The sequence below is a fragment of the Mesorhizobium sp. C372A genome (assembly GCF_030323245.1).
Taxonomy (GTDB): Bacteria; Pseudomonadota; Alphaproteobacteria; order Rhizobiales; family Rhizobiaceae; genus Mesorhizobium.
On the sequence record NZ_CP100475.1, the window covers coordinates 6,391,098 to 6,407,584 of the forward strand.

The 16,487-nt window shown below is 64.2% G+C and carries 16 protein-coding genes; 8 read left to right on the forward strand and 8 right to left on the reverse strand.

Annotated features, from left to right (window positions below; all coding sequences use genetic code 11):
- Window positions 1–55: 55 nt before the first annotated feature.
- Complete coding sequence (gene hisS, locus NLY42_RS30840; RefSeq protein ID WP_023701297.1) at window positions 56–1,561, reverse strand: histidine--tRNA ligase; 1,506 nt, start codon at window positions 1,559–1,561, stop codon at window positions 56–58.
- A 203-nt stretch (window positions 1,562–1,764) separates the two neighbouring features.
- Between hisS and NLY42_RS30845 the strand changes: the two genes are divergently transcribed.
- On the forward strand, window positions 1,765–2,010 hold the full coding sequence (locus tag NLY42_RS30845; protein WP_023701296.1) for a hypothetical protein: 246 nt from the start codon (window positions 1,765–1,767) through the stop codon (window positions 2,008–2,010).
- A 125-nt stretch (window positions 2,011–2,135) separates the two neighbouring features.
- On the opposite strand, the gene NLY42_RS30850 is transcribed toward NLY42_RS30845, so the two are convergent.
- Window positions 2,136–2,774 (reverse strand): DNA-3-methyladenine glycosylase I, encoded by a 639-nt coding sequence (locus NLY42_RS30850; RefSeq protein WP_023670545.1) that lies wholly within the window; start codon window positions 2,772–2,774, stop codon window positions 2,136–2,138.
- Window positions 2,775–2,983: 209 nt separating this feature from the next.
- On the opposite strand from NLY42_RS30850, the gene NLY42_RS30855 reads away from it, so the two are divergent.
- Together NLY42_RS30855 and NLY42_RS30860 are read left to right on the forward strand one after the other, a co-directional pair.
- Window positions 2,984–3,730, forward strand: coding sequence for a L,D-transpeptidase (locus tag NLY42_RS30855; RefSeq protein ID WP_023670546.1), 747 nt, complete (start codon window positions 2,984–2,986; stop codon window positions 3,728–3,730).
- A 271-nt stretch (window positions 3,731–4,001) separates the two neighbouring features.
- A complete protein-coding gene (locus NLY42_RS30860; protein ID WP_023670547.1) occupies window positions 4,002–4,922 on the forward strand; it encodes a bifunctional 5,10-methylenetetrahydrofolate dehydrogenase/5,10-methenyltetrahydrofolate cyclohydrolase in 921 nt (306 codons plus the stop codon).
- A gap of 4 nt (window positions 4,923–4,926) precedes the next feature.
- Here NLY42_RS30860 and glcF read toward each other — a convergent pair whose 3' ends face one another.
- The 4 genes from glcF to NLY42_RS30880 all read right to left on the reverse strand — a co-directional run bounded on the left by glcF (window position 4,927) and on the right by NLY42_RS30880 (window position 10,764).
- A complete protein-coding gene (gene glcF, locus NLY42_RS30865) occupies window positions 4,927–6,252 on the reverse strand; it encodes a glycolate oxidase subunit GlcF (RefSeq protein WP_023753914.1) in 1,326 nt (441 codons plus the stop codon).
- A gap of 4 nt (window positions 6,253–6,256) precedes the next feature.
- On the reverse strand, window positions 6,257–7,468 hold the full coding sequence (locus NLY42_RS30870) for an FAD-binding protein (protein ID WP_023704472.1): 1,212 nt from the start codon (window positions 7,466–7,468) through the stop codon (window positions 6,257–6,259).
- Between the two features lie 217 nt (window positions 7,469–7,685).
- Complete coding sequence (locus tag NLY42_RS30875; protein ID WP_286488946.1) at window positions 7,686–9,182, reverse strand: FAD-linked oxidase C-terminal domain-containing protein; 1,497 nt, start codon at window positions 9,180–9,182, stop codon at window positions 7,686–7,688.
- A 259-nt stretch (window positions 9,183–9,441) separates the two neighbouring features.
- Window positions 9,442–10,764 (reverse strand): DUF3422 family protein, encoded by a 1,323-nt coding sequence (locus NLY42_RS30880; protein ID WP_023756342.1) that lies wholly within the window; start codon window positions 10,762–10,764, stop codon window positions 9,442–9,444.
- A 205-nt stretch (window positions 10,765–10,969) separates the two neighbouring features.
- Between NLY42_RS30880 and NLY42_RS30885 the strand changes: the two genes are divergently transcribed.
- The 3 genes from NLY42_RS30885 to NLY42_RS30895 are packed head-to-tail and all read left to right on the forward strand — an operon-like array spanning window position 10,970 to window position 13,739.
- On the forward strand, window positions 10,970–11,767 hold the full coding sequence (locus tag NLY42_RS30885; RefSeq protein ID WP_023695102.1) for an FCD domain-containing protein: 798 nt from the start codon (window positions 10,970–10,972) through the stop codon (window positions 11,765–11,767).
- A 12-nt stretch (window positions 11,768–11,779) separates the two neighbouring features.
- Window positions 11,780–12,916, forward strand: a complete 1,137-nt coding sequence (locus NLY42_RS30890) for an alpha-hydroxy acid oxidase (protein WP_023681836.1) — start codon at window positions 11,780–11,782, stop codon at window positions 12,914–12,916.
- 55 nt (window positions 12,917–12,971) lie between these two features.
- Complete coding sequence (locus NLY42_RS30895) at window positions 12,972–13,739, forward strand: metallophosphoesterase family protein (protein ID WP_023681837.1); 768 nt, start codon at window positions 12,972–12,974, stop codon at window positions 13,737–13,739.
- Here the strand turns inward: NLY42_RS30895 and NLY42_RS30900 are convergent.
- Window positions 13,736–13,876: a hypothetical protein gene (locus tag NLY42_RS30900; RefSeq protein WP_006206855.1), complete on the reverse strand. Its 141-nt coding sequence runs from the start codon at window positions 13,874–13,876 to the stop codon at window positions 13,736–13,738. The two genes, NLY42_RS30895 and NLY42_RS30900, sit on opposite strands and share 4 nt — an antisense overlap.
- A gap of 371 nt (window positions 13,877–14,247) precedes the next feature.
- Window positions 14,248–14,946, reverse strand: coding sequence for a type 1 glutamine amidotransferase (locus tag NLY42_RS30905; protein WP_023681838.1), 699 nt, complete (start codon window positions 14,944–14,946; stop codon window positions 14,248–14,250).
- Between the two features lie 86 nt (window positions 14,947–15,032).
- On the opposite strand from NLY42_RS30905, the gene NLY42_RS30910 reads away from it, so the two are divergent.
- Window positions 15,033–15,680, forward strand: coding sequence for a hypothetical protein (locus tag NLY42_RS30910; RefSeq protein WP_023681839.1), 648 nt, complete (start codon window positions 15,033–15,035; stop codon window positions 15,678–15,680).
- A gap of 31 nt (window positions 15,681–15,711) precedes the next feature.
- Window positions 15,712–16,446: a 16S rRNA (uracil(1498)-N(3))-methyltransferase gene (locus NLY42_RS30915; protein ID WP_023681840.1), complete on the forward strand. Its 735-nt coding sequence runs from the start codon at window positions 15,712–15,714 to the stop codon at window positions 16,444–16,446.
- Window positions 16,447–16,487: the final 41 nt, after the last annotated feature.

Consider the following 16,487-nt stretch of genomic DNA (forward strand, 5'->3'; position numbering starts at 1 on the left):
AACATCCAATCTCCCCCCTTGAGGGGGAGATGGCCGGCAGGCCAGAGGGGGGCGTTCAAGCGCCACCCTTCGCACGGTCAGCGGCCTGCGCAGCCAAAATCTTCTTCACCTCGGCGACCAGCTCAGCCTCCGGCACCGTGACCTGTGCCGGTCTTGCGGCGCGCCATTCGGCGTTGTCGGCGATTTCAGCGGACATGCGCGCGCCTTCGATCAGATCCTTGATCTGCAGCTCGCCCTTGGCGCGCTCGTCGCCGCCCTGGATAACGGCGACCGGGCTGCCGCGGCGGTCGGCATATTTCAGCTGCGCCTTCATGCCGGCGCCGCCGAGATACATTTCGGAGCGGATGCCGGCCGCGCGCAGATCGGCCACCATCTTCTGGTAGCGACCGAGGCTTTCCGTATCCTTGTCCATCACCAGCACGACGACCGGCGCGATGACATCGGTGGTGTCCAGCTTGCCGAGGTTCTTCAGCGCCGTCATCAGGCGGGAGACGCCGATCGAAAAGCCGGTCGCCGGCACCGGCTCGCCACGGAAGCGCGAGACCAGCCCGTCATAGCGGCCGCCACCACCGACCGAACCGAAGCGCACGATCTGGCCGTCTTCGTTGGGGATTTCGGCCAGAAGCTCGGCCTCGAAAACCGGGCCGGTGTAGTATTCGAGGCCACGAACGACGGAGCGGTCCATGGCGATGCGATCTTCGCCATATCCGGCCGCCCTGACCAGGGCTTCAATCGTCGCGAGCTCGCCGACGCCTTCTTGGTAAGTCGGGTTCGAGCTCACTATGGAAACCTGGTCGACCTGTGCGTTCCTTGCCGTGGCGAGGAGAACTGCTTCAGCTTGCCCGTCGTCCAAACCAGCGCCCTTGGCGAAGTCGCCCTCGCCTTCCTTGCCGCCATCCCATCGGCCCGGCCCAAGCAGAAGCTTCACGCCTTCCGGCCCGAGCTTGTCCAGCTTGTCGATGGCGCGCAGCACGGTCAGCCGGCGGCCGGCATTGTTGTCACCGCCAAGGCCGATCGCCTCCAGCACGCCATCCAGCACCTTGCGGTTGTTGACCCGGATGACGTAGTCGCCACGCTTGATGCCAAGCGCTTCCATCACGTCGGCCATCATCATGGCCATCTCGGCGTCGGCTGCGACGCCCGGCGTACCGATCGTGTCGGCGTCGAACTGCATGAACTGGCGGAAGCGGCCCGGGCCGGGCTTTTCGTTGCGGAACACCCAGCCGGAGCGGTAGCTGCGATAGGGTTTCGGCAGCTTCTCAAAATTCTCGGCGACGTAGCGCGCCGTCGGCGCGGTCAGGTCGTAGCGCAGCGACAGCCACTGCTCATCATCGTCCTGGAAAGAAAATACGCCCTCATTAGGCCGGTCCTGGTCGGGCAGGAACTTGCCCAGCGCATCGGTGTATTCGATCAGCGGCTGGTCGGCCGGCTCGAAACCGTAGAGCTCATAGACCGAACGGATCGTCGCCATCATCTTCTCGACGGCGCGGATATCGTCGGCGCTGCGGTCGGCAAAGCCGCGCGGCAGCCGCGCTTTCGTCTTTTCCGATTTGTCGGCCATGGGATGGGTCTTTTCGCTAAGTAATCGATAACTTATTTGGAGTCGGCGTGTCCTAACCGAAGCGGCTTGGTGCGGCAAGGGTTTGCGCTCTTTCCTTCTCATTCGAAACAAAACGCACCAAAAGGAAACAATTCCGCCATCGGCGCGGCATCGTGCCGACACAATCAGAGCCGATAAGCGCGCCGAAACAAGGGGGTGGGCCCATGACCACGGCGGAACGCAAATTCGATATTGGAGACGAGGGCTCGTATGAAGTCCGGCTGCGGCCGGCCGAGAGCCGTGCGCAGGTGACGGCGAGCCCCGGTCCGTTTGAGGTCACTGCCGACGAGCGCAAGGGCTCCACCGTGCGCGAGGCGCTGATGACTGGATTGCTGGTGATTTATCCGGCCTTTGCGGCACTGGCGGCGATTGTCGCCGGGCTTTTTCTGACGGGCGCCAGCGGGACGTGAGTTCCTTACCCTCCCCCTTTTGGGGAGGGTCGACGTAGCGTCGGGGTGGGGGTGCGGCGCCAAGATACCCCCACCCGCGCCTTCGGCGCGACCTCCCCACAAGGGGGAGGTAGGGGGACAGCGCCCTACTTCGGCCTCTTAAAGGCCTTGCGTTCCTTCTCCACCTGCTCCCGGCACACGCAGCCTTCGAGATGGTCGTTGACCAGACCCATCGCCTGCATGAAGGCGTAGACCGTCGTCGGGCCGACAAAGGTCCAGCCGCGCTTTTTCAACTCCTTCGAAATCCTGATCGAGACCCCTGTCGTCGGGTTGGCGCGTAGATGCGCCATGTCCACCACCGCCGGCCGCTCCTTCGGCCCCGGCTCGAACTTCCAGAACCAAGCGGCCAGCGAGCCGAACTCGTCGACCATTTCGCACGCCCGTTTGGCGTTGTTGATGGTCGAGACGATCTTGCCGCGGTGGCGGATGATGCCGGCATTGGCGACCAGGCGCTCGACATCCTCGTCGGTGAAGGCAGCGACCTTGTCGAAGTCGAAACCGGCGAAGGCCTCGCGGAAATTCTCGCGCTTGCGCAGAATGGTCAGCCAGGACAGGCCGGACTGAAAGCCTTCGAGGCAGATCTTTTCGAACAGCCTGCGGTCGTCGGCGACCGGCCGGCCCCATTCATGGTCGTGGTAGTGCAGATAGTCCGGCAGATTGCCGTGCCAGAAGCAGCGCGTGATCCCGTCGGAGCCGGTAAGCAGTCCGGTGTTGTCTTGCGCCATGGCCAATCCATCCGTTAACGCGCTTTCGCGCTGCATTTACCGCGGCTTTACCAGATTCCTGAACCCGGCGGTAACCACACCAAAAGGTTTACTGACAAAGCGGCATTTTACGCATTCCGATTCATGTTTCGGTTGTGGCTTCGCGCCAAGGATCGCGCAACCGGGGGCAAGTTCCGCCTCCGTCCGTTCGACGATCAAGGTGCGTTCCGATGAAGATCTTTTTGCGTTCCGTGCTCGGCGCCGTGGCCATTCTGGCCGCCGGCGTCACCTCGTCTGCCGCCAACGACCGCTATGCCGACAGGCCGCCGGTGATGGTGAGCCCCGACCTTTCCGCGCCCTGGGTGCTGCAGCTTGGCCGCGCGCCCGGCATCGTGCGGCAGAGCCGCCAGTTCGTGCAGCAGCAGCCACGCCTTCGCTATGCGCAGCCAGCGCGACCCGATCGGGTGCGCACTGCTTCCGTGCAGGCGCCGGCCAAGCGCGTGGTGATGCGGCCGCAGATCAATCCGCTCTATCTGCCGCAGGAAGTCGCCTATGACGGCCCGCAGAAGCCGGGCACGATCGTCATCGATACGACGCAGAACTTCCTGTTCCTGGTCGAGAAGAACGGCAAGGCGCGGCGCTATGGCGTCGGCACCGGCAAGCCTGGGTTCGAATGGTCTGGCACGCACAAGATCACCAACAAGCGCGTCTGGCCGGACTGGCGCCCGCCAGCGGAGATGATCAAGCGCGAGGCTGCCAGGGGCCGCTACCTCCCGACCTATCTGGCCGGTGGCGAAGAGAATCCGCTCGGCGCCCGCGCGCTCTATCTCGGCACGACGGAATACCGCATCCACGGCACCAACCAGCCATGGACCATCGGCGGCTCGGTATCTTCCGGCTGTATCCGCATGCGCAACGAGGACGTGGTTGACCTTTACGAGAGGGTCAATGTTGGAACGACCGTGGTCGTGATATAGTCGGCTACCGAATCATCTGGTTCAGAAGGCTAGACCTTCAGGGATCGGGAAGAGTTTACGGGGGACGGGCCGTGTGGGGATGCGGCCAGTCAGGAAAGGGCAGCCCGGGAAACCGCGCTGCCCTTTCTCTTTGCGGCTATAGCTGAGCCAGGCTGCGCCAGAACGTCGCGCCAGGGGGATGACGGTTCGCTTTCACGCTGCCTTGCCGCATTTCCCCTGCTATAGGGACGGCCAAACTCCCCTGCGCCAAACTCGCTGCAAAGGTTCAGCCATGTCTCCGCCAGACGATAGCCGCTATCTCCGGGGCGGCCCGGTCGCCCAGCGCATCATGGCATCCGTGCGCGAGGATGCCGCCATCGCCACCGCCGAAGGTTTTCCGCCCAAGCTGGTGTCGATCACCGTCGGCGATACCGCTGCCGTCGATGTCTATGTGCGCAACCAGCGCGCCAAGGCCGCGCTTGCCGGCATCGGTTTCGAGGAGCGGCGGTTCCCCGCCGACATCAGCGCCGGCGAACTCGAGGCGGCGATCCACGGCCTGAACGCCGACCCGCGCGTCACCGGCATCATCATCCAGCGGCCGGTGCCGGCGCATATCCCGATCAAGACGCTGCAAGCGGCGGTGCATCCACTGAAGGACGTCGAGGGCATGCATCCGGCGTCGATCGGCAATATCGTCTACAACCAGCTCGACCTCGCGCCTTGCACGGCTGCGGCCTCGGTCGAGCTGCTCAAGGAAACCGGCCTCGACCTCAAGGGGCTCGAAGTCGTCGTCGTCGGCCATTCCGAGATCGTCGGCAAGCCGATTGCCTTCCTGCTGATGAGCGAAGGCGCAACGGTGACGGTGTGCCATCACATGACGCGCTCGGTGGCGGCACATGCGCGCCGCGCCGATGCGCTGTTCGTCGCCGTCGGCAAGCCGCGGCTGATCAAGGCCGACATGGTGAAGCCCGGTGCGGCCGTCATCGACATCGGCATCAATTCCGAGATCGGCCCGGACGGCACGAGCCGCATCGTCGGCGACGTCGACACCGAGAGCGTGAAGGAAGTCGCGTCCTGGATCACGCCGGTGCCGGGCGGCGTCGGCCCGATCACTGTGGCGATCCTCTTGCGCAACACAATGGTCGCGCTCAGCCGCCAGCGCGCGCGCTACCAGGCGACGTATGGCGTGGTGGACCGGCTGGCAGCGGAATAGCTGCTTACTCGGCGGCGACCAGGTTTCCTTCGGAGACGCCCTCCGGCTTCGGACCACCATAGGCCCAGTCGAGCAGCTTGATCGTGTGCACCACCGGCAGCTTCGCGGCGGAAGCGATCTGGGTGATGCAGCCGATGTTGCCGGTGGCGACGATTTCGGCGTCGGTCGCCTCGATGTTCTTCACCTTGCGGTCACGCAACCTTGCGGAAATCTCCGGCTGCAGGATGTTGTAGGTGCCGGCGGAGCCGCAGCACAGATGCCCCTCGCGCGGTTCGCGCACGACGAAGCCCGCCTTGGACAGCAATTCCTTCGGCTGGCGGATGATCTTCTGACCGTGCTGCATCGAGCAGGCGGAGTGATAGGCGACGACGGTGCCGGGTTTGCGCACCGACTCGGGCAGGTCGAGGCTTGCGAGATATTCGGTAATGTCCCTGGCCAGCGCCGAGACCCGCGCGGCCTTGTCGGCATAGGCCGGATCGAGGCGCAGCATGAAGCCGTAGTCCTTGATCGTTGTGCCGCAGCCGGACGCGGTGATGACGATGGCATCGAGCCCGCCCTGGTCGATGGCACGCGTCCACGCATCGACATTCTGCCGGGCCGAGGCAAGGGCTGCTGCCTCGCGGCCCATATGATGGACAACCGCGCCACAGCAGGCTTCGCCCTGCGGCACCACGACCTCGACGCCAAGCCTGGTCAGCAATGCAATCGTCGTCTCGTTGATGGCGGGGTCGAGTACCGATTGGGCGCAGCCGGTGAGGATGGCGACGCGGCCTCTCTTCGTCCCCTGCCCGGCATGAATGCCGGAAGAGGCCATTGGCGAGACCGTCGGGATCGAGGCCGGTGCCAGCTTCAGCATCGCGCTGAGCGGCTTCAGGGCCGACACCTTTTCGAACAGACGAATGAATGGCTTGCCGAGTCTCGCCAATTTCAGCGCGGCGCGAAAGCGCGCGGGATAGGGCAGCACGAAGGCCAGCATGGCGCGGGTGAGCCGGTCGAGCAGCGGCCGCTTGTAAGTTTCCTCGATATGGGCGCGGGCATGGTCGACCAAGTGCATGTAATTGACGCCCGACGGGCAGGTCGTCATGCAGGCGAGGCAGGACAGGCAGCGGTCGATATGGGTGACGATCTCCTTGTCGGCCGGGCGGCCGTTCTCCAGCATGTCCTTGATGAGATAGATCCGCCCGCGTGGCGAATCCAGCTCGTTGCCCAATGTCACATAGGTCGGGCAAGTGGCGGTGCAGAAGCCGCAATGCACGCATTTGCGCAGGATCTTCTCCGATTCCGCGACATGCGGATCAGCAAGCTGGGCAAGGGAGAAGTTGGTTTGCATTATCTTAGCCTTGGGCCATGCGGCCTGGGTTCAGGATGGTCTTAGGATCGAACTCGGCCTTCATGCGCGCCGACAGTGCGGCCAGATGCGGCGCCTGCGGCTCGAACACCGGAACGGCGGCGCGATACGAAGGGGTGGCGCGCACCAGCGTCGCGTGGCCGCCGCGATGCTTTCTGATCAGCCCGCGCAGCAGGGCGGCCTCGGGATCGCCCTGCTCCATGCGCAGCCAGACCAGCCCGCCCTGCCAGTCGTAGAAGGCGCTGACACCGATCTGCATGCGCAGCGTCAGCACCATCTGATGGGCCTGAGACGGCGCCATGGAGACGCGCCAGACCGGCTTTTCGCTACGGTCGGCGAATGGCGTGCAGTCCCTTATGTCACGCCAGAGGGTATGCGATGTCTCGCCTGCGATCTCCTGCAGCGGGCCGGCATTTTTCAGCAGGGTCTTCAGTGCCTCGATGCGATAGGCGACCGATGGGCCAAACCCTTCGACGCGCAGCAGCGTTGCAGCGTCAGTGCCTAGACTGCCCCCGGCAACGCGCGCGGCGATGCGTTCGGGCAGATGGGCCGCGCTCGACACTTCGGCGCTGGAGCCGAGCGCCAGCGCCATGGCGGCAGAGGCGGCATCGTCGAGTAGGCCGCGCATGGCAAGCGTCACCTCGGTCTCGGCCGCCGGCAGCACCTTGAAGGTGACATCGGTGAACACGGCCAGCGTGCCCCAGCTGTTGGCCATCAGCTTCGACAGATCGTAGCCGGTGACATTCTTGACGACGCGGCCGCCGGACTTGAAGGCCTCGCCGCGTCCGGCAACCGCATTGATTCCCAGAATATGGTCTCGTGCACCCCCCGCCTTCAGCCGGCGCGGGCCGGACAGGTTCGCGGCGAGCACGCTGCCGATCGTGCCCTTGCCGGGCTCGCCGCCGAGTAAAGGACCGTAATCCATCGGTTCGAAGGCGAGTTGCTGGCCGCTTTCGGCGAGCAGGTTTTCGATCTCGGAAAGCGGCGTGCCGGCCTTGGCCGACAGTACCAACTCGGCCGGCTCGTAGAGCGTGACGCCGGTGAGCTTCGAAAGATCGAGCGTGTGTTCGCTCTGCTGTGGCCGGCCGATGCCGCGCTTGGAGCCGTGGCCGATGATTTCCAAAGGTGACTCTTCCGCCGCCGCCCATTGGACGGTGGAGAGGATCTCGGCCGATGTGGTGGGGGTGAAGGTCGTCATGGCGAAGATGGGTCGAGTTCCTTCGCGCCCCCCTCTGTCCTGCCGGACATCTCCCCCACTTGGGGGGAGATTAGCAGCTTTGGCGACCGCGCTTCTCTAGCAACGTCGAAGATTGGCGAAGGCAGAGATGACTGGTGATCTCCCCCCTTGTGGGGGAGATGTCCGGCAGGACAGAGGGGGGCGCGAAGGATCGCCGACGTGAGACATTCCGCCCCCATCAAAACCTCGGAATGTCCGGAAACGCCAGCTGGCCGCGATGCACGTGCATGCGCCCAAGCTCCGCGCAGCGGCGCAGTTGTGGAAACACCTTGCCGGGGTTGAGCAAATGATTGGGGTCGAAGGCGCATTTGACGCGCATTTGCTGATCGAGGTCGATCTGGTCGAACATTTCAGGCATCAAGTCGCGCTTCTCGACGCCGACGCCGTGCTCGCCGGTCAAGACGCCGCCGACCTTGACGCAGAGCCGCAAGATGTCGGCGCCAAAACTTTCCGCCTTGTCGAGTTCGCCCGGCACGTTGGCGTCGTAGAGGATCAGCGGATGCAGATTGCCGTCGCCGGCGTGGAAGACATTGGCGACGCCAAGGCCGTATTTCTCCGACAGTTCGCGCATGCCGGCGAGCACACGCGGCAATTCCTTGCGCGGGATGGTGCCATCCATGCAGTAATAGTCGGGCGAGATGCGGCCGACCGCCGGGAAGGCCGCCTTGCGGCCGGCCCAGAAACTCAGCCGCTCCTGTTCGGATTGCGAGATGCGACAGGTGGTGGAGCCGTTCCTATAGGCGATCGCTTCGACGAGACCGATCAGGTGATCGACCTCGACGCCCGGCCCGTCGAGTTCGACGATCAGCAGCGCCTCGACATCAAGGGGGTAGCCGGCATGGACGAAATCTTCCGCGGCATGGATCGCCGGCCGGTCCATCATCTCCATGCCGCCAGGGATAATGCCGGCGCCGATGATGTCGGCGACGCATTGGCCGCCCTGCTCGCTGGTCGGAAAGCCGATCAGCAGAGCGCGGGCCGTCTCCGGCTTTTTCAGGATGCGCACGGTGACCTCGGTGACGACGCCGAGCAGGCCTTCGGACCCCGTCATGACGCCGAGGAGATCATAGCCTTCCGAGTCCAGATGATTGCCGCCCAGGCGCACCACCTCGCCGTTCATCAGCACCATCTCGATGCCGAGCACATTGTTGGCGGTCAGGCCGTATTTCAGGCAGTGCACGCCGCCGGAATTTTCCGCGACATTGCCGCCGATCGAGCACGCGATCTGGGAGGATGGGTCAGGGGCGTAGTAAAAGCCCTCCTGCTCGACGGCAATGGTGATGCCAAGATTGGTAACGCCTGGCTGAGCGACGACGATGCGGTCGGGATAGTCGATGGCAAGGATGCGGTTGAAGCGGCTCATGACCAGCAGCACGGCATCCTCGAGCGGCAGCGCGCCGCCCGACAACGAGGTTCCGGAGCCGCGCGGCACGACACGGATGTTGCGGTCGTTGCAGTATTTCAGCACCCGCGACACCTGCGCCACCGTTTCCGGCAGCACCACGACCAGCGGCAATTGCCGGTAGGCGGTGAGACCGTCGCTTTCGAAGGCGCGCATTTCGTTGGTGGCGTCGACGACGCCCTCGCCCGGCACGATGATGCGCATATCGGCGACGATCTCCGCCCGCCTTCGCATCGTGGCGTCGTCTGGCTTGGGCATGACAAGGCCGGACATCGGCGGCGTCCTCCACTTGGCTGGTAAAAATCTTTTACCAGTTACATTCGGATGTTGCAAACACCGCGTCGGGCAAAGAGCGTACTGCCAGCCTTCCGCAGCGGCAATCTGCCGCTATTCACCCTCCCCCTTGTGGGGAGGGTCGCGAACGCAGTGAGCGGGGTGGGGGTCCGCGCGACGAAAGCTCTTTACGAGCACCCCCACCCCGATCCGCTATGCGGATCGACCCTCCCCACAAGGGGGAGGGTAAAGTGCGCTCCTACTCCCCCGGATGTTTCGCCGGCTCGGAGTGCATCCGCCTCACTCGCCGCACCCCCCACCAGACCAGCACGATGGCGACCGGCACCGAGGCGGCGGTGACGACTTCGGGCGCAATGGCATGGCCGAAGATCGATGCGCCCTTGGCGAGATAGGAGATCAGGCCGACGACATAGTAGGACACTGCTGCCACCGACAGGCCTTCCACCGTCTGCTGCAACCGCAGTTGCAGCCGGGCGCGGTTGTTCATCGACGCCAGCAGATCGCGGTTCTGCTTCTCGACCTCGACATCGACCCACGTGCGCAGCAGCGTGGTGGCGCGGGTCAGTTTTCGCGACAGGTTGGCCTGGCGCTCCTCGACCGAACGGCAGGTGCGCATGGCGGGTGCCACCCGCCGCTGCAGGAAGCCGCCCCAAGTGTCGTAGCCGGGCACGGCTTCTTCGTCCAGCGCTTCCAGCCGCTCGACAACGATGCCGTCATAGGCGCGGCTGGCGCCGAAGCGATAGAGGCTGGAGGCGGCATCAGCCTCGAGTTCAGCGGCAAGCTCGGTCAGGTCGGCGAGCAGCGTCTGGCTGTCGCGGGTTTCAGCGACCTTCATTTCCAGCGTGGTCTGCGCCAGCCGGTCCTCGATGCGGCGGGCGCGGCCCGACAGGGTCAGCGCCAGCGGCAGGCCGAGCATGGCAAGCGTGCGATACGTCTCGACGTCGATCAGCCGCTGCGACAGCGCGCCGGTCCGCGCCGGCGTCAGGCCGCGATCAAGCACCAGGATGCGGGTCAGGCCGTCGCCGTCCTGGCGGAAATCGGTGACTATGGCCGCATTGCCGCGCTCGACCAGCGAATAGCAGAGGCTCGTCGGGTCGAAGGCCGCAATCAGCTTCTCGCTTACCGGCGTCCATTTGCGGATCTCCAGCCTTATACCTGAGATCACCGTTCCCGGCGGCGAGAAGCCGTTGCCGAAAGGAGAATCCTCCTGCGCCCTGCTGCTTTCGGCCAGCGGCCCTTCCCACAGATAGGTCGAAAATTCCGTATGCCGCTCCCAGCGCAGCGTGCCCTTGCCCCACTTCATGGCGTGGTGGCGGGCATGACGGTCGGGCGCCGCGATGCCGAGGCGCCGCGACAGTTCGGAGAGCACGGCCATGTCGACGCCGGAGCCGCCCTCGGTCATGAAGGCGAGTTGCACAAGCACGCGCGGCTTCTCGATCAGCGGATGCGGCCGGGCATGGACCTCGCCAAGCGCGCCAGGCCGTCCCTCATGCGCGGGAAAGCCCATCACGCTGCCCTGGGCGCGCGGCTGGAATTCGAGGTTGGACGTCTCGTCCGACACGGTGGTCCCCCTGTTCTCGACCCTTCGTGTGATGGCGTCCTCTAAAGGCAATCCATGAGGCGCGTAAACACCAAAGTCTAGCATCGTAGGTCCTGCCGGCGCGACGCGCAGACCGACCCGATTGGGCAAATTGGATAAATAATTTGACCAGTTGGCGACGCTGGCTTTATCTTGCGCGACGCCGGTTCAATTTCCCAGGCCCCCGTTGAGCGATATTTTCTCCAGGATCGAGCATTCGCGCACCGCCGACGAGGTGGTGCAGCAGATCGAAAGCCTGATCCTTGAAGGCGTGCTGCGCACCGGCGACCGGCTGCCGGGCGAGCGCGAGCTGGCGCGCCAGTTCGACGTGTCGCGGCCGATCCTGCGCGATGCGCTGAAGGCGCTGGAAGGGCGCGGGCTGCTGATCACCAAGGCCGGCGGCGGCACCCATGTCGCCGACGTCATCGGCCAGTTGTTCACCAAGCCGGTGACCGACCTTATCTCGATGCACCGCAAGGCGGTGACCGACTATCTGGAATACCGCCGCGAGATCGAAGGTGTTGCGGCCGAATATGCGGCGCGGCGCGCGACAGCGGACGACATTGCGCTGCTCGACCGCATCATGGCGCGCATGGACGAGGCGCACCGCACCGGCGATTTCGACGACGAGGCGGAAATCGACGTCGAGTTCCACCATGCTGTGTGCGAATGCGCGCACAACATCATCCTCTTGCACACGCTGCGCTCCTGCTACCGGCTGCTGTCTGAAGGCGTGTTCCAGAACCGGCTTCTGGTGTTCAGCGTGCCCGGAGCGCGCGAGGCGCTGCTGGCCCAGCACGGCGCGATCTACAAAGCCGTGAAGGCCGGCGATCCCTCAGCTGCCCGCCAGGCGGCGATGGACCATATCTCCTATGTCGAGCGCTCGATGCTCGAGGCCGAACGCAGCGGCGACTGGCAGCGCGTGTCGCGGCTCAGGCTTAAGCAGCGCTCCGACGCCGACGACGGCTTCAAGACGACTGGCTAACGAGGAACCACCATGAGCGACATCCTCACCATTGCCGATCTCAAGGACCTGGCGCGCCGGCGGGTGCCGAAGATGTTCTTCGACTATGCCGATTCCGGCGCCTGGACCGAAAGCACCTACCGCGCCAACGAAGAGGACTTCCAGAAGATAAAATTCCGTCAGCGCGTACTGGTCGACATGAGCAACCGCTCGCTGGAATCGACCATGATCGGCGAGAAAGTGGCGATGCCGGTGGCGCTTGCCCCAACTGGAATGACCGGCATGCAGCATGCCGATGGCGAGATGCTGGCCGCGCAGGCGGCAGAGGAATTCGGCGTGCCGTTCACGCTGTCGACGATGAGCATCTGCTCGATCGAGGATGTCGCGTCGGTGACCAAGAAGCCGTTCTGGTTCCAGCTCTACGTGCTTCGCGACAAGGATTTCGTGCTCGACCTGATCGACAGGGCGAAGGCTGCAAAATGCTCGGCGCTGGTGTTGACGCTCGACCTGCAGATCTTGGGGCAGCGCCACAAGGATGTCCGCAACGGGCTGTCGGCGCCGCCCAAGATGACGCTGGCCAACATTGCCAACATCGCCATGCGGCCACGCTGGCTGATGGGCATTGCCGGCACCAAGCGCCGCACCTTCCGCAACATTGTCGGCCATGCCAAGGGCGTCGGCGACGTCGCTTCGCTGGCATCGTGGACGACGGAGCAGTTCGACCCGCATCTGTCGTGGAAGGATGTCGCCTGGATCAAGGAACGTTGGGGCGGCAAGCTGATCCTGAAAGGCATTCTCGACAAGGAGGACGCGCTGATGGCGGTCGAGACCGGCGCCGACGCCATCATCGTTTCCAACCATGGCGGGCGCCAGCTCGACGGCGCATCGTCGTCAATCATGGCGCTGGAAGAGATCGCCGATGCCGTCGGCGACAGGATCGAGGTGCATATGGACGGCGGCATCCGCTCGGGCCAGGACGTGCTGAAGGCGCTTTGCCTCGGCGCCAAGGGCACCTATATCGGCCGCCCGTTCCTGTACGGATTGGGCGCCATGGGCAAGCAAGGCGTGACCCTGGCGCTGGACATCATCCGCAAGGAGATGGACATCACGCTGGCACTGTGCGGCAAGCGGCTGGTGACCGACATGGGCAAGGACCAGTTGCGGCGCTAGGGTCTTGTTCACCGATTAGACCCTAGCCTCGCTGGATCACGGAGACGAAGCCGCCTTGACCGAGACCGGCATCCACTACCTCGACGCGCGCGCACCCGATGGCATGCGCCTCTATGCGATCGGCGACGTGCATGGCCGGCTCGATCTGCTCGCCGCCATGCATCGCCGCATCGAGAGCGAACTCGAATACAAGCCGACCAGCGATTGGCGCGTCATCCACCTCGGCGACTATGTCGACCGCGGACCAGAGTCCAAGGGCGTCATAGACTTCCTGATCGAGGCACAGAAACGCGATCCGCGGCATCTGATGCTCGCCGGCAACCACGATATCGGCTTCCTCGACTTTCTCGACGAGCCTGACCCGGAAGGGCTGTTCATCCGTTATGGCGGCGTGCAGACGGCACAATCCTATGGTGTCGACTTAGCGGGACACGCAAGCTGGTTCGGCAAGGCCGAGGCGTTACGGCGGGGACACCAGGCACTGGTCAATGCTGTACCGCAAGCCCATGTCGACTTCCTGCGGTCGCTGCAATTGTCACTGATATCAGGTGATTTCTTCTTATGCCATGCCGGCGTCAGGCCTGACGTGCCGCTGGCGAGCCAGAGCCCGCAGGATCTGGTCTGGATCCGCGACGTCTTCCACAACCATCCAGGGCTTTACCCGAAGGTGATCGTGCACGGCCACACACCGGTGCCGCAGGCGGAGGTGATGCCGAACCGCGTCAATGTCGACACACTCGCCTGGCAGTCAGGCATGCTCAGCGCGCTCGCCGTGGACGGCGCGGACAAGCGTATCCTGACTGTGCAGGGAAAAGCGTTTTAGCGAAGCGCGGCGGTGACGCCGTAGCCGTCGACGGCCTGATGGTTGTTGGCTGCATCGGCGGAATAAATGCCGAGACCGCACAAAACGATGGCAGACAGCATGACAAAGGACAGAAGCGCTGCTTTCACGGACGTCATCTCTAGTTGAGCTTCCTGCATCTGGGCACGAGGCGGTTACCAATGGGTTGAAACCGAGAATTCGTCTCAAAGTTTCGACGATTTCGCGTTTGTAGGTCGATTCTGTATCGGCGGTGTGTCGCGCGGATCACACAGAAGGTTCATCGCGGTTGCATTGCCGTTGCATAGCGCGCGCCTTGTAGGATAGCGTTCGGCCACAAACCAAGGACGAAAGAAGTTGTCCCCGGCAGATTCCCCGCCGCGTGCCAATTATGCAACGGATAGAGCGGTTCGCCGCTACGGCGAACCGCTCTATCTTTTTATCTGACGCAATTCCGGACGGAAAACCGCTTCACACTTTTCCTGGAATTGCTGACTGCGCGCGGCCAGTCTCAGATCGTCGCCACCCAGGCGCGGGCAATGGCCAAGCCCGCGGCGTCGGCCTCGGGGCCGTTGCGTGCCATTTCGCTGTCGAGGCGATCCTGCCAGTCGGGATGGCGATCGGCAATCAGCGGCGCGAAGGATGTGCTCCAGTCCCTCACCATCGGCTGGTCGGCCTCGAAATGGAACTGGAAGCCGTAGACGGCGCGGCCGATACGGAACGCCTGGTTCTCGGCAATTTCGCTGCCGGCAAGCCGCACCGCATTTGACGGCAGCGCGAAAGTGTCGTCGTGCCATTCGAAGATGGGGAAATCCTGGGGAAGTGCGCCAAGCACCGGATCGGTTCTGGCGTCCGGCGTCAGCGATACCTTGTGCCAGCCGAATTCCGAGGCGCCGCCGATCTGGTTCTCACCGCCGAAAGAGCGGGCAACCAACTGGCTGCCCAGGCAGATACCGAGAACCGAGCGATCCTTGGCGGCGAAATCGCGGGTCAGTTCGAGCAGCACCGGGAAATACGGGTAGTCATCGTCGGCCAGCGCATTCTGGCCGCCGCCCAGCATCACCATGGCATCGTGTCCGGTCGCGTCGTCCGGCAGCGCATCGCCCTTGTAGGGCCGGCGCAGGTCGAGATCGGCGCCGGCTTCGGCGAGCGCGGCACCAACCTGGCCAAGGCCGGTGTTGTCGTAGTTCTGGACCACCAGCACCCGCATCGCAAAACCCTGCTGACATGAAATGACGCGACGAGCGATATCATGTCGCCAGCATTGCAGCCAAGATGCGTATTCGGGAGAGAGCTATGCCACTGCAGAACCGGGTCGATCCGTTCGGCGCCATCCATGCCATATCCGAGCGCGGCCTGTTCACCGGCAATCGCGGCATCATCCACGATCCTGAGACCAAGACGCTGCTGAAAAAGCGTTGGGCCTTGCCGGCCTGGATCATCTGCGTCCGCCAATTCCGCAATGTGCGGCGCGAGCCGATGGGCAGGAATCGGCCGGGCGGCAGGGCCGGCTGGACCGAGTTGTTCTTCCTCGACGAGGTGACGGCGCTGGCCGCCGGGCACCGTCCCTGTTTCTATTGCCGGCGTGAGCGAGCCACGGATTTTGTCGGGCGTTTCGGCAAAGTCTTCGGTGTAAACGAACCGCGCGCGCCAATGGTGGACAAGCGGCTGCACAAGGAGCGGCTGGCTTCCGGCGGCAAGCCACCTGATGTCACCATGGGAGAGCTTGCCGAATTGCCGGACGGAGCGATGATCGCGGATGGCGGCTCGGCCTATGCGCTGCGCGGCGGCAACGCGCTGCCCTGGTCGTTCGCAGGCTATGGCGATGCGGCGGCCTTCGACAGCCTTGCCGGCCGGTCGCTGCGCCTGCTCACACCGGCCACGACCGTTTCGGTGCTGCGGCACGGTTTTGAACCGGTGTGGCATCGTTCCGCCGAGACTTGACGCCAGGCACCGCCTCGCCCATTCCTCGGCGATGCGCGCCAATTACAAGATGCAGCGGCTGTTCGTGCCGGACGACCTCGCGGCAGGCATCGAATTCGATGCCGGCCAGCAGCAGAGCCATTACCTCATGCATGTGCTGCGGCTCGGCGAAGGCGCCGAGATTCTGGTCTTCAACGGCCGCGACGGCGAGTGGTCGGCGGCGATCGCTTCGAAGTCGAAGAAGGCGGTGCGGCTGAGAGTGCTCAGCCAACAGCGGCCGCAACCGCCTTTGCCCGATCTAGTTTATTGCTTCGCGCCGCTGAAGCAGGGGCGGCTCGACTATCTCGTGCAGAAGGCGGTGGAGATGGGCGCCGGCATCCTGCAGCCGGTGATCACCCAGCACACGCAATTGGCAAAACCCTCCATCGACCGGCTGCGCGCCAATGTCGTCGAGGCGGCCGAGCAATGCGGCATACTGGCGGTGCCGGAAGTGCGAGAAGCCGAGAAATTCGAGCGTCTGCTCTCCGGCTGGGACAAGGAGCGGCGACTGATCTTCTGCGACGAGGACGCCTCGACCAACAACCCGCTGCCGGCATTGCAGGCGGTGCCGGAGAAGAAGCTGGCGCTGCTGGTCGGACCGGAAGGCGGCTTTTCCGACGACGAACGCAAGATGCTGCGGGCGCTCCCCTTCGTCACTGCCATCCCGCTCGGACCGCGCATCCTGCGCGCTGACACAGCAGCTGTAGCGGCGCTTGCGGTGATGCAGGCGACGGTCGGAGACTGGTAAGAAGCGTAAAGATCAATTCCTGTGACCTGTGGCTCAGGATT

Coding starts and splice junctions, on each gene's coding strand:
- hisS (WP_023701297.1), bottom strand. CDS start 1,561: ATGGCCGACAAATCGGAAAAGACGAAAGCGCGGCTGCCGCGCGGCTTT.
- NLY42_RS30845 (WP_023701296.1), top strand. CDS start 1,765: ATGACCACGGCGGAACGCAAATTCGATATTGGAGACGAGGGCTCGTAT.
- NLY42_RS30850 (WP_023670545.1), bottom strand. CDS start 2,774: ATGGCGCAAGACAACACCGGACTGCTTACCGGCTCCGACGGGATCACG.
- NLY42_RS30855 (WP_023670546.1), top strand. CDS start 2,984: ATGAAGATCTTTTTGCGTTCCGTGCTCGGCGCCGTGGCCATTCTGGCC.
- NLY42_RS30860 (WP_023670547.1), top strand. CDS start 4,002: ATGTCTCCGCCAGACGATAGCCGCTATCTCCGGGGCGGCCCGGTCGCC.
- glcF (WP_023753914.1), bottom strand. CDS start 6,252: ATGCAAACCAACTTCTCCCTTGCCCAGCTTGCTGATCCGCATGTCGCG.
- NLY42_RS30870 (WP_023704472.1), bottom strand. CDS start 7,468: ATGACGACCTTCACCCCCACCACATCGGCCGAGATCCTCTCCACCGTC.
- NLY42_RS30875 (WP_286488946.1), bottom strand. CDS start 9,182: ATGTCCGGCCTTGTCATGCCCAAGCCAGACGACGCCACGATGCGAAGG.
- NLY42_RS30890 (WP_023681836.1), top strand. CDS start 11,780: ATGAGCGACATCCTCACCATTGCCGATCTCAAGGACCTGGCGCGCCGG.
- NLY42_RS30900 (WP_006206855.1), bottom strand. CDS start 13,876: ATGACGTCCGTGAAAGCAGCGCTTCTGTCCTTTGTCATGCTGTCTGCC.
- NLY42_RS30905 (WP_023681838.1), bottom strand. CDS start 14,946: ATGCGGGTGCTGGTGGTCCAGAACTACGACAACACCGGCCTTGGCCAG.
- NLY42_RS30910 (WP_023681839.1), top strand. CDS start 15,033: ATGCCACTGCAGAACCGGGTCGATCCGTTCGGCGCCATCCATGCCATA.
- NLY42_RS30915 (WP_023681840.1), top strand. CDS start 15,712: ATGCGCGCCAATTACAAGATGCAGCGGCTGTTCGTGCCGGACGACCTC.